Origin of the sequence: Methanohalobium sp., assembly GCF_018609725.1 — an archaeon.
Taxonomy (GTDB): domain Archaea; phylum Halobacteriota; class Methanosarcinia; order Methanosarcinales; family Methanosarcinaceae; genus Methanohalobium.
In genome coordinates, this window is record NZ_JAHENT010000035.1 from 24,910 (window position 1) to 36,612 (window position 11,703).

An 11,703-nucleotide genomic window follows, 5' to 3' on the forward strand; every position below is an offset into this window, starting at 1 on the left:
GCCAGCACTTAAGCTGAATATATAGCAGTCAAAAACAAACGATGAATAATGAAAAATTATGATTTAATATCATAATTTTGAAGGAGATAAAAACATGAAAAAGTTTGACGTACCAGAAGAATTACAAAATAAAGCACTTGAAGCGGTAGAGTTAGCAAGAGACACCGGAAAAATCAAAAAAGGAACAAATGAGTCCACGAAAGCAGTAGAGAGGGGAACTTCTAAACTGGCAGTGATTGCTGAAGATATAGACCCTGAAGAAATAATTGCTCACCTACCACCACTGTGCGAAGAGAAAAATATCCCATACATATTCATATCCCAGCAAAAAGAACTTGGTTCAGCATGTGGACTTGAAGTTGGCTGTTCTTCCGTTGCTATTACTGATTCTGGCAAAGGAAACGAAATCATAAATGATATTGCTGAAAAAGTAGAATCCTTAAAATAATTTAAATAAAAACTATAAGGAGATTCATAAATGGCAGAAGAAGATTCTGGCTATGCAGCCGAAGTTATTGATGTAGTCGGAAACACCGGTATGCATGGAGAAGCCAGCCAAATTCAATGTCGTATTCTGGAAGGACGCGACAAAGGAAGAGTAATTACCCGTAACTGCATGGGACCTGTCCGGGTTGGAGATATAATCGTATTGATGGAAACATCAAGAGAAGCAAAGAAACTAACAACAAGGTGATTGTAAATGGAACAAAGAAAATGTTCATTCTGTGGAGAAATGCTTGAACCCGGCACTGGAAAACTCTACGTAAGAAAGGACGGAGCATCCTATTATTTCTGTTCATCTAAATGTCAGAGTAATTACAATCTTGGAAGGCTTCCAAGGCGTACAATCTGGACAGAACAGGGACGTATTTATCTCAAAAAATAATGAAGTGGTTTGTAGGTGTTTAAATGGAACAGACATATGTAATGGTTAAACCAGATGGTGTCCAGCGCGGACTTATCGGTGAAATAGTATCAAGAATCGAAAAACGCGGTTTAAAAATCACCGCAATGAAGATGCACCAGATAGATGAAGAAACTGCGAGGGAACACTATAAAGAGCACTCAGATAAGCCATTTTTTGAACCACTGGTAGAATACATCACTTCAAGTCCGTCCGTATCCATGATTGTTGAAGGAGAGAATGCAATAACAATAATGCGTTCAATGAATGGTGCTACAAAACCTATAGAAGCTCAGCCGGGTACTATACGTGGAGACTTCGCGATTGAAACAGGGAGAAATATAGTACATGCTTCTGATTCAAAAGAAACCGCAGAATATGAAATAGCACTCCATTTCAGTGAATCAGAAACCACCACCTACTCCAGAATAGATGAAGTGTGTCTTTACGAATAAATACGGCAACACTTCATCACTCTATCTTTCTTTCTTTAGATTTATATTTGTGTAGGTAAATACTATAATTTAATCTTGGAATTTTAGCCGGGCGCTATACCAGGAAGGGGTTAATTATGAACGAAAAATCCAATTTAAGAACTCCTATTGTAAGTGTTATGGGTCATGTGGACCACGGTAAAACTACATTACTTGATAAGATACGTGGTACTACTATAACTTCTGGAGAAGCAGGTGCGATTACCCAGCATATCGGTGCGACAGAAGTGCCCATCGATTTAATATCGAAAAAATGCGGGGATTCAAACCTTGCCAACAAATTCATTGTACCTGGATTGCTGTTCATTGATACCCCCGGACATCATGCGTTTACATCACTAAGAAGCCGTGGAGGAGCACTTGCTGACCTTGTTATTGTTATCGTTGATATCAATGAAGGCTTCATGCCGCAGACAAAAGAGAGCCTTGAAATTTTAAAAAGGTTTAAAACTCCCTTTGTAGTGGCTGCAAACAAAATGGATAGAATACACGGCTGGAACCCTACACAGGATTCACCGTTTTCAGCAACATACCAAAATCAGAGCCAGCGTGTAAAGGATATACTCGATCAGAAAGTGTATGAAATTGTCGGGGAACTTTATGAGGCTGGTTTCAATTCCAACCGTTATGACAGGGTAACAGATTTCCAGAGAAATATTGGTGTTGTACCCATAAGTGCGTCAACAGGTGAAGGAATACCAGACCTTTTAATGGTTCTTATGGGTCTTGCACAAAAATTCCTCGAATCAGACCTTAGTTATGATGCTGACGGTCCCGGTGTAGGTACTGTTCTTGAAGTTAAAGAAGAAAAAGGACTTGGTGCTACCATAGACCTCATCCTGTACGATGGTAAATTAAGGAAAGGAGATACCATTGTTATAGGAAGCTCAGGAGAGCCGATAAAGACCAAAGTCAGGGCTCTTTTGAAACCGAACTATCTATCTGAGATACGAACCGAGGAAAAATTCAGACAGGTTAATGAGGTTACAGCGGCAACGGGTGTTAAAGTTTCAGCACCAGACCTTGAAAATGTCCTTGCTGGTTCTCCTATAAGAGTTGCAACCGAGGATGTTGACAGGGTGGTTGATGAGGTTAAAAAAGAACTTGAAGATATTAAAATATCAACCGAAAGTACAGGTCTGACCATAAAGGCTGATACCATTGGTTCACTGGAAGCGCTTGCAAACGAACTTGCTGAAGAGGAAATACCCATCAGAAAAGCCGAAGTTGGTGACATATCACAGCGTGATATTATCGAAGTCTCGGCTATTGAAGACCAGTATTATTCAGTAATTGTTGGTTTTAATGTCAAGGTTTTACCCGATGCAAAGGAAAAAGCTCAATTTTCAGATATCAAACTGTTTGTTAATGATGTTATCTACAAGCTGATTGATGACTATAAAGAATGGGTTGAAGAAAAGAAAGCGCTAAGCCAAAACACCATATCAGAAATGATAGTCAAACCCGGAAGATTTACAATTTTACCCGATTACGTATTTAGACAGAGCAAACCTGCCGTTGTAGGTGTCAAAGTAAATGGTGGAATTATAAAGACCAATGTTAATGTAGCCAAAAAAGACGGCACAGTTGTAGGAAAAATCAAAGGTATACAATCTGAAGGAGAGAATGTAGGCGAAGCAAAAGTCGGTATGGAAGTGGCTGTTGCAATAGAAGGTCCGGTGGTAGGTAGGCAAATAAAAGAAAATGAAATGCTATACGTTGATGTACCAGAAAAACATGCAAAGATACTTGAACATGAATTGTATGATTCATTGAAAGATCATGAAATAGAAACCCTTGAGAGTTTCCTGGAAATCAAACGTAAAAATGACCCATTCTGGGCAAAATAATTTATGTTTTAAAACTGGTTAAAAATAAAATTAAAAGGAGGTATATAAAAATGGTAAATTTTAAAGTTATAGTTTCAGATCCAAAAACAAAATCGTACCAATTTGATGTTACCGGTGATGAGGTAAATAATATTATTGGAAAATCAATAGGTGAAACACTTGATGGTAATCTGGTAGGACTTCCGGGTTATACATTAAAAATCACCGGCGGAAATGATAAAGATGGTTTTACCATGAGGGGAGACCTTCCTGGTGCGAAAAGGCATAGGATACTGATGTCTGGAGGAGTAGGTGATGAGCCAAAATCCAAAGGTGAACGTAAAAGAAAATTTGTTCGTGGAAAGGAAATATCCAGTGACACTGTGCAGATAAACACAAAAGTTGTAGAATACGGTGACAAATCAATCGATGTTATTCTCGGCGGTGGAGAAGAAGCTGCTGCTGAAGAATAAAAATATGAAATAATGTTTTTTAGGAGTGGTTCAGATTCTAATCACTCTTTTATAATTAGATTAATTTTTTCCCTGCTTCAGGACCAGATTTACATTCATATACGTTGGTAATTTTCATTTCTACAAGATGTTTGGCAGGATATTTGTCACCCATCTCTTTAACCATATTATACATTCTGTTGTAATCTCCACCACTGGATTTTATTTCTATATCCCCTTTTATCTGATAACATCCACTTGTTTCTGTATTCCATACAAAAATGGATGCTTTTGGATTTTCCTGTAAATTAGAAAGTGTTTTATCGAAATAATTATCCGCTACCCAGATAGTTTCATCATCCATTAATTTGCAGAATCCAATCGGAACAACATTTGGGACACCATCTTTAGATGCAGTAGCAAACGGGAAAATTTTGATTTTTGAAAAGTCCTCTTTCATCTTCTCATCAAGTTTAACCATATTTATAATCACCCAATATAAACAGGGTGCTGGTTATATATAAAAGGATTTAATATGGAAAAACCAATAAAGTAGTCAGGAATTTTCAGAATTTAATTGTAAATTTTAAGAAACTTTGTCCAGGAAATGGTGATGGAACCTTAAGTCGTCCGTTAGTTCAGGGTGGAATGCAAGAGCCATCAGGTTACCCTGTTCGGCGGCGACAACATAATCATCAATTTTTGCCAGTGTTTTTACATCTTCTCCGTATTTTACAATTGCAGGAGCACGTATAAAAATGGCAATGTATGGTGAATCAAAAACTGACACATCAAGTTTTGTTTCAAATGATTCTCTCTGCCTTCCGAATGCATTCCTGTTAACAGTAGTGTCCATAAGAGATAGTAAATACTGACGGGTTTTTTGTACCTGTCCTTCTCCACTCTTTGCCATAAGTATCAATCCGGCACAAGTACCCATGATAGGTACACCATCTAATGCGGCTTTTTTTATTTCATCTGCTATCCCTTCATAAACAAGGAGATGACCGAGTGTTGTACTTTCACCACCTGGTAAAACAAGTGCATTACAGGTAGGGGCAATACCACTATGCTTTATGGTAACAACTTCTCCTTTTTCACCGCGTTCAGAAATAGCTTTTTTTAAAGCATCGACATGTTCAGAAACATCACCCTGTAATGCAACTACACCTACACGCATATTGAAACCATCTTAAACTAAAAATTAAGGATAAAATATTTAGTATCCACGGGACTGAAGGATTTGATTTTCTTCAATAGTGTCGGTACTGATACCTCTCATACCAGACCCGATTCCCTTGGATATCTCATAGAGTTTAGCAGGGTTGTCATAATTGTTTACAGCTTCTACAATTGCACCTGCCATTTTTTCAGGGTTTTCTGCTTTAAATATTCCAGAACCTACAAAGATACCATCCGCACCAAGTTTCATCATAAGCGCTGCATCGGCAGGTGTGGCTATGCCTCCTGCTGCAAAATTGACAACCGGAAGCCTCCCAAGGTTTACAGTTTCCTCAACAAGCTCATAAGGTGCTTCAATATCTCTGGCAACCATCATTAATTCTTCTTTAGATTTACCAGAATACTCGCGGATTTCACCCATTATTTGTTTCATATGATGTACTGCCTGACTTACATCTCCTGTCCCGGCTTCACCTTTTGTGCGAATCATGGCAGCCCCTTCATTGATTCGTCTCAGGGCTTCACCTAGATTGCGGGCTCCACTGACAAAAGGTACTGTAAACTGGGTTTTGTCTATATGATATCTGGTATCTGCTGGAGTCAGAACTTCTGACTCATCAATCATATCAACACCGATTGATTCAAGAATTTCGGATTCAACCGTATGTCCAATACGGGATTTAGCCATAACCGGAATCGTTACTGAATCAACAATCTGGGATACAATTGCGGGGTCTGCCATCCTGGCAACACCGCCAGCTTCTCTTATATCTGCAGGTACGGATTCAAGAGCCATTATAGCGACTGCGCCTGCCCTTTCAGCAATTTCTGCCTGTTCAGGTGTTGTGACATCCATTATCACGCCACCTTTTTGCATTTTGGCAAACCCGCGTTTTATCAATTCAGTACCATGTCTTAAATTTTCTATTTCCATCAAAATCAACCCTTGTTATCGAATTATGGTAATTTGTAGTAATTATTGAAGGTGTTTATTTAGTTATCATCATCTTTTTTAATTCTTGCGACCCCGATAACTTTATCGTTTTCTCTCATGTTCATAATTTTAACACCCTGTGTATTTCTGCCCTGTACCCGGATATCCTTAACAGGTATACGTATTACAAGACCCTGATAGCTTGTAACAACAATATCATCGTCATCTCTAACAGTTTTAACATTTATCACAGGACCGTTTCTGGGTGTCATTTGGATGGTGGTAACACCACGTCCGCCTCTGTTCATTCTCCGGTACTCTTCAAATTTGGTACGTTTTCCATAACCATTTTGAGTGATTGTAAGAAGCTTTACATTCTCATTATCAGATGTAGTATCCATACTTATAACTCTATCATCTGGATTTAGCCTTATACCCCGTACACCCTGTGCAGCTCTACCCATGGGTCGTACATTGGTTTCTGCAAATCGGATGGCTTTGCCTGTACTGGAAACTAGTATTATATCGTTTTGACCATCGGTTAAAATGACATTTACCAGTTCATCATTATCAGTCAAGTTGATAGCTATAAGACCGGATTTTTTACGGGATTTGAAACTCGATAATGGTGTCTTTTTCACAGTTCCGTATTTTGTAGCCATCAATAGGTTCCAGTCATCTGAAAACTCTTTTACCGTTATCATGGATGATACTGCTTCATCATTTTCCAGTTCAAACAGATTAACAAGCGCTTTACCGCGTGATTGTTTGCTTCCCTGCGGAATTTCATAAACTTTTTTACAGTTCACTCTGCCTTTGTTTGTGAAAAGAAGAAGATAATCACGGGTTGATGCTACAAATACATCTTCTACGAAATCGTCGTCCTTGACATTTATACCCGCAACACCACGACCACCACGGTGCTGTTTGGAGTAGGTGGTAACAGGCAGACGTTTAATGTAGCCACTATTGGTAATTGTTATCAAAACATCTTCTTCAGGTATGAGGTCTTCTTCACTGAGTTCCTCACCTGATGGCTGTATATCAGTACGTCTTTCATCCGCATAATTTTCTTTCAGTTCGGTTAGTTCATCTTTTATTATGCTGTATTTTCTGGAATCACTTGCTATTATTTCTTTCAGGTCAGCAATTTTTTCAACCAGCTCGTTATATTCACTTTCGATTTTATCCTGCTCTATAGCGGTTAAATTTTGCAACCGCATATCAAGGATTGCTTTTGCCTGTGCTTCATCAAGCTGGAATTTTTCTATCAACCCATCTTTTGCTTCAGGGGTTGTTTTTGAATTTCGAATGAATGAAATAACTTCATCAAGGTTGCCAAGACATATTTTTAATCCGTCAAGGATATGAGCTCTTTCTTCTGCTTTTCTTAACTGATATTGACTGCGTTTCTGGATAACATCCATCCTGTGATTAAGATAAATCTGCAGAAGCTCATAAAGGTTTAGTACTTTGGGAACACCGTCGACCAGTGCAAGATTGATGATACCATAGGTTACCTGAAGCTGGGTGTGTTTGTATAACTGATTTAGGATAACATTTGGATTGGTATTGCGTACCAGTTCTATGACAACTCGGATACCTTCTCTGTCGGATTCATCTCTAAGATCTGAAATACCCTGTATTTTTTTATCCCTTACAAGGGATGCGATGCTTTCAATAAGGTTAGCTTTGTTAACCTGATAGGGTAATTCAGATATAACAATCCTATGTTTGTCGTTTTTCATTTCCTCGATATCTGCAACCGCGCGTATCTTGATACGACCGCGTCCAGTTTCATAGGCGGATTTGATACCGTCTGTACCAAGAATTGTTCCGGCTGTCGGGAAATCGGGTCCTTTTATCGCGGTTCTGAGTTCTGATATTGATACATCCGAATTGTCAATCATCATCAACAACCCGTCTGCCACCTCTTTCAAACTATGAGGCGGTATATTGGTCGCCATTCCGACTGCTATACCTGTAGAACCATTGACAATAAGGTTTGGAAGTTTGGCTGGAAGAACTGTGGGTTCTGTCAACGCTCCGTCATAATTGGGCTGGAATGGTACAGTTTCCTTATCAATATCAACAAGCATTTCTTCAGAAATTTTTTCCATGCGAACTTCTGTATAACGCATTGCTGCTGCAGAATCACCATCTATAGAACCGAAATTACCCTGGCCATCTATCAAAGGGTAGCGCATGGAGAATTGCTGTACCATTCTTACAAGCGAGTCGTAGACAGCCATATCACCATGAGGGTGGAACTTACCAAGCACATCACCAACAACACGTGCGGACTTTTTGTACGGCTTGTCATAGGTAATCCCAGCTTCCTTCATGGAATACAGGATACGCCTGTGAACCGGCTTTAACCCGTCACGAGCATCAGGGAGTGCCCTGCCTACTATGACACTCATCGCATAATCGATGTATGATTTTTTCATTTCCTCTTCGATTAACACGGGACTGATGTCTTCACCGGTATCAGTTTCCTGGACATCGATTTCTCCTGAGTTGTCATCGTTATAATTATCGTTTTCTGCCATTGATTATAACCTCATATCTTATTAATCATACATCAAGATTGACAACTTCTGTTGCATGTTTTTCAATAAACTGACGTCGCGGTTCTACTTCTTCACCCATAAGTATGGAAAACATCTCATCAGCTGCTGCAGCATCTTCCATTGTTACCTGTGTCAGTTTGCGGGATTCTGGATTCATGGTGGTAGCCCATAACTGTTCTGGATTCATTTCACCAAGACCCTTATATCTCTGGATAGATGAGCCTTTTTCTCCAAGTTCTTTAAGTTTTGCATTCTTTTCCTTTTCGGTATGGATATAGAATTCTTTTTTACCTTTTTTAATGCGGTATAGTGGTGGCTGTGCAATATAGACATAGCCATTGTCAACCATTTCGTTCATGTAGCGGAAAAAGAAAGTTAAAATCAGTGTCCTTATATGTGCTCCATCTACATCAGCATCCGTCATAATGATAACTTTGTGATAACGTGCTTTGTTGATATCAAAATCTTCGCCTATGCCTGTTCCCATTGCAGTAATCAGGGATAGTATTTCATTGTTTTTTAACACTTTTGAAAGACGGGCTTTTTCCACATTTATTATCTTACCTCTGAAAGGCAATATTGCCTGAAACCTGCGGTCTCTTCCCATTTTTGCGGAACCACCGGCTGAATCCCCTTCTACAAGAAAGATTTCTGAAACTGATGGATCGGTTTCTGAACAATCTGCAAGTTTACCGGGAAGTGTACTTACTTCAAGTGCACTTTTTCTTCTTGTAAGTTCCCTAGCTCTTTTTGCAGCCTCTCTTGCTCTTTTTGCAGACAGTGCTTTTTTAATAATAGAATTTGCTATCTTGGGATTTTCTTCCAGATATCTGGATAATTCTTCTGTGACTAGTGATTCCACAACGCCTTTAACATCACTGTTGCCGAGCCTGGTTTTCGTTTGCCCTTCAAATTGTGGATCTGGTATTTTTGCACTTATAATGGCTGTTAATCCTTCTCTGATATCCTCTCCTGTTAGCCTGACATTACCTTTCTCAATTTCATTTTTCCTGATATAATCATTTGCCACTCTCGTAAGAGCGGTTTTGAAACCAATTACATGAGTTCCACCTTCATGGGTGTTAATATTGTTTGCAAATGAATAAACATATTCACCGTAGCTGTCAGTATATTGGAGGGATATTTCAACAATTGTCCCATCACTTTCTCCTTCAAAATAAATGGGCTCTTCATGAATGGGTGTCCTGTTTTTATTCAGGTGTTTGACAAAGGATACAATTCCACCATCATACTGGAATACATCTTCTTGCCCTTCTTCACTCCGCTCATCTTTGATGGTGATTTTTATACCTTTGTTTAGGAATGCAAGTTCTCTTAACCTTGTGGATAATGAATCATAATCAAATTCTGTGGATTCAAATATTTCTGAATCTGGTTTGAATGTAAATTTTGTACCAGTACCTTCAGATTCTCCAAGAACCTGTACTTCTGTTTTAGGATAACCTTTTTCATAATGTTGATAGTAGCGTTTACTATCGCGTTTTACTTCAACATCCAGCCATTCAGAAAGACCGTTTACAACGGAAACACCAACTCCGTGAAGTCCTCCTGAAACCTTGTAGCTGTTTTTATCGAATTTACCTCCTGCATGAAGCAGTGTCATTACAACTTCAAGTGCAGATTTGTTGTATTTGGCATGTGTATCTACTGGTATACCTCTACCATCGTCTTCAAGGGTCACACTGCCGTCAGAATTTAGGATAGCATTTATTTCAGAACAGTAGCCTGCAAGAGCTTCATCGATACTGTTGTCCACTACCTCGTACACGAGATGGTGGAGCCCTCTGCTGTCAACGCTTCCGATATACATACTCGGACGTTTACGTACAGCCTCTAGCCCTTCAAGAACTTGGATATTAGTTGAATCATAAGCCTGTTTATCAGCCATAATAATGAATCTCCGTGAAAATCGGATTATTGTCTTTAAAAATATTCTTTACGTTAAAAATCTGATTAAACCATTTATAAACCAGATTGAATTAAAAATTTTATATTGATTTTGGCTGGTTTTGTTTTTTAGCCTTTCAAGACTGACCTATATATGCGTTCATTACTAATAAATGTTTATATAAAATTTGGTTTAAAAGTTGTCGGATTAAATCATTTAGTAGGACACAGGTATTCAGTGTTTTCAACACATTTTTCACATTCAAATTCAAGGGTGACATGTTTTATGTAATATTTTTCAAGTTTTTCCTTAATCTCTTTTTTTATGTTTTCTATTTTATCCATGTTCTGTTCATTGGTTAGTATGTGTGCTGTTAGAGCATTTACATTCGAACAGATACTCCATAGATGAACGTGATGAACTTCATATACACCGGCTGTATTTTCTATTTCGTCTATTACATCATGCAGTTTGACTCCTTTGGGTGTAAATTCCAGCAGTATTCTGAAACTGTCTTTTATAATCGGAAATGCTGAAAACAATATCAAAAATGCTATTAAAACACTCAATATCGGGTCGATGATTATCTGTCCCGTGAAAAATATCCATACAGAGGCTAAAATTATTGCTATTGATGATACGGTGTCAGTAAGAACATGCAAAAATGCACTTCTTACATTCAAATCATGGCTTCCGTGTAATCTTAAAGTTACATATACGTTTACAATTAAACCAAGCAGTGCAACCAGAAGCATGGTTGCTCCTTGAACCGGCTGGGGGTTGATGAACCTGTGATAGGCTTCCCAGAAAATCCATCCACTAACACCAATCAGCAGAAAACCGTTCATTAGCGCTGCAAATATTTCTACTCTGTGGTAGCCGAAGGTTTTTGTTTTTGTAGGAACCCGCTGGGAAATTTTTACTGCTCCCAGACTCGCAAAAAGCGAAAAAATATCCCTGAACATATGTCCTGCATCACCAAGTAGGGACAACGAACCTGAAATATACCCACCAATAACTTCTACAACGAAAAAAATAGAGGTCAATATTATACCGATTTCCAGCGATTTTTGAACATCGCCTTTTTTCATATTTTCGTTGTCTGAATCTCCCAATTTATACCCTGTGTATATAGTATAAATTCAGAAAATAATAGTTTTATGCTCTTTAAAATTTGGTATTAATTGGTTTGTAGTAAATAAAAATTTAAATTATAAACATATTAATTTTTAATATTATGTATAAAGAAGTAAATGATTATTGGCATTAGTTTACGTCATTGCAATTGATAAAATTGATAAACATAAACATCAGTTTTTATTATCAATTACATTCGTGAGATAACCTCACCGGGTGTAACGCCATACCCTCTATTCCCTTCACAGATCTGGGAATTGCTTTCTTCATGATGTTGTAAGCTCCATTC

12 protein-coding genes are annotated in these 11,703 nt (G+C 38.3%); 6 read left to right on the forward strand and 6 right to left on the reverse strand.

From position 1 onward, the window contains the following. Positions 1-94 precede the first annotated feature (94 nt). From rpl7ae to QZ276_RS02035, 6 genes are all read left to right on the forward strand, one after another. Positions 95-448, forward strand: a complete 354-nt coding sequence (rpl7ae, locus tag QZ276_RS02010; protein ID WP_292484821.1) for a 50S ribosomal protein L7Ae — start codon at positions 95-97, stop codon at positions 446-448. Positions 449-478: 30 nt separating this feature from the next. Continuing rightward, the gene (locus tag QZ276_RS02015; RefSeq protein ID WP_292484824.1) at positions 479-694 is read left to right on the forward strand and encodes a 30S ribosomal protein S28e; all 216 of its coding nucleotides are present in this window, start codon (positions 479-481) and stop codon (positions 692-694) included. Between the two features lie 6 nt (positions 695-700). Then, positions 701-886: a 50S ribosomal protein L24e gene (locus QZ276_RS02020; protein ID WP_292484826.1), complete on the forward strand. Its 186-nt coding sequence runs from the start codon at positions 701-703 to the stop codon at positions 884-886. Positions 887-909: 23 nt separating this feature from the next. Then, on the forward strand, positions 910-1,359 hold the full coding sequence (ndk, locus tag QZ276_RS02025; protein ID WP_292484827.1) for a nucleoside-diphosphate kinase: 450 nt from the start codon (positions 910-912) through the stop codon (positions 1,357-1,359). 116 nt (positions 1,360-1,475) lie between these two features. Next, on the forward strand, positions 1,476-3,248 hold the full coding sequence (gene infB, locus QZ276_RS02030) for a translation initiation factor IF-2 (protein ID WP_292484829.1): 1,773 nt from the start codon (positions 1,476-1,478) through the stop codon (positions 3,246-3,248). 50 nt (positions 3,249-3,298) lie between these two features. Continuing rightward, on the forward strand, positions 3,299-3,700 hold the full coding sequence (locus tag QZ276_RS02035; RefSeq protein ID WP_292484830.1) for a 30S ribosomal protein S6e: 402 nt from the start codon (positions 3,299-3,301) through the stop codon (positions 3,698-3,700). Positions 3,701-3,755: 55 nt separating this feature from the next. On the opposite strand, the gene QZ276_RS02040 is transcribed toward QZ276_RS02035, so the two are convergent. From QZ276_RS02040 to QZ276_RS02065, 6 genes are all read right to left on the reverse strand, one after another. Then, a complete protein-coding gene (locus QZ276_RS02040) occupies positions 3,756-4,160 on the reverse strand; it encodes a pyridoxamine 5'-phosphate oxidase family protein (protein ID WP_292484832.1) in 405 nt (134 codons plus the stop codon). Between the two features lie 105 nt (positions 4,161-4,265). Next, positions 4,266-4,859 (reverse strand): pyridoxal 5'-phosphate synthase glutaminase subunit PdxT, encoded by a 594-nt coding sequence (gene pdxT / locus QZ276_RS02045; protein WP_292484833.1) that lies wholly within the window; start codon positions 4,857-4,859, stop codon positions 4,266-4,268. 39 nt (positions 4,860-4,898) lie between these two features. Then, positions 4,899-5,795, reverse strand: coding sequence for a pyridoxal 5'-phosphate synthase lyase subunit PdxS (pdxS, locus tag QZ276_RS02050; RefSeq protein WP_292484835.1), 897 nt, complete (start codon positions 5,793-5,795; stop codon positions 4,899-4,901). A gap of 59 nt (positions 5,796-5,854) precedes the next feature. Then, entirely contained in the window at positions 5,855-8,347 is a 2,493-nt protein-coding gene (gene gyrA / locus QZ276_RS02055) for a DNA gyrase subunit A (RefSeq protein ID WP_292484836.1), read from the reverse strand. 25 nt (positions 8,348-8,372) lie between these two features. Then, on the reverse strand, positions 8,373-10,277 hold the full coding sequence (gyrB, locus tag QZ276_RS02060; RefSeq protein WP_292484838.1) for a DNA topoisomerase (ATP-hydrolyzing) subunit B: 1,905 nt from the start codon (positions 10,275-10,277) through the stop codon (positions 8,373-8,375). 212 nt (positions 10,278-10,489) lie between these two features. Further along, a complete protein-coding gene (locus QZ276_RS02065) occupies positions 10,490-11,392 on the reverse strand; it encodes a cation diffusion facilitator family transporter (protein ID WP_292484839.1) in 903 nt (300 codons plus the stop codon). Positions 11,393-11,703: the final 311 nt, after the last annotated feature.

Excerpts from the sequence above, each read along its gene's own strand:
- infB (WP_292484829.1), top strand. The coding sequence starts at position 1,476 with ATGAACGAAAAATCCAATTTAAGAACTCCTATTGTAAGTGTTATGGGT.
- QZ276_RS02020 (WP_292484826.1), top strand. The coding sequence starts at position 701 with ATGGAACAAAGAAAATGTTCATTCTGTGGAGAAATGCTTGAACCCGGC.
- QZ276_RS02040 (WP_292484832.1), bottom strand. The coding sequence starts at position 4,160 with ATGGTTAAACTTGATGAGAAGATGAAAGAGGACTTTTCAAAAATCAAA.
- rpl7ae (WP_292484821.1), top strand. The coding sequence starts at position 95 with ATGAAAAAGTTTGACGTACCAGAAGAATTACAAAATAAAGCACTTGAA.
- ndk (WP_292484827.1), top strand. The coding sequence starts at position 910 with ATGGAACAGACATATGTAATGGTTAAACCAGATGGTGTCCAGCGCGGA.
- QZ276_RS02015 (WP_292484824.1), top strand. The coding sequence starts at position 479 with ATGGCAGAAGAAGATTCTGGCTATGCAGCCGAAGTTATTGATGTAGTC.
- gyrB (WP_292484838.1), bottom strand. The coding sequence starts at position 10,277 with ATGGCTGATAAACAGGCTTATGATTCAACTAATATCCAAGTTCTTGAA.
- pdxT (WP_292484833.1), bottom strand. The coding sequence starts at position 4,859 with ATGCGTGTAGGTGTAGTTGCATTACAGGGTGATGTTTCTGAACATGTC.
- pdxS (WP_292484835.1), bottom strand. The coding sequence starts at position 5,795 with ATGGAAATAGAAAATTTAAGACATGGTACTGAATTGATAAAACGCGGG.
- QZ276_RS02035 (WP_292484830.1), top strand. The coding sequence starts at position 3,299 with ATGGTAAATTTTAAAGTTATAGTTTCAGATCCAAAAACAAAATCGTAC.
- gyrA (WP_292484836.1), bottom strand. The coding sequence starts at position 8,347 with ATGGCAGAAAACGATAATTATAACGATGACAACTCAGGAGAAATCGAT.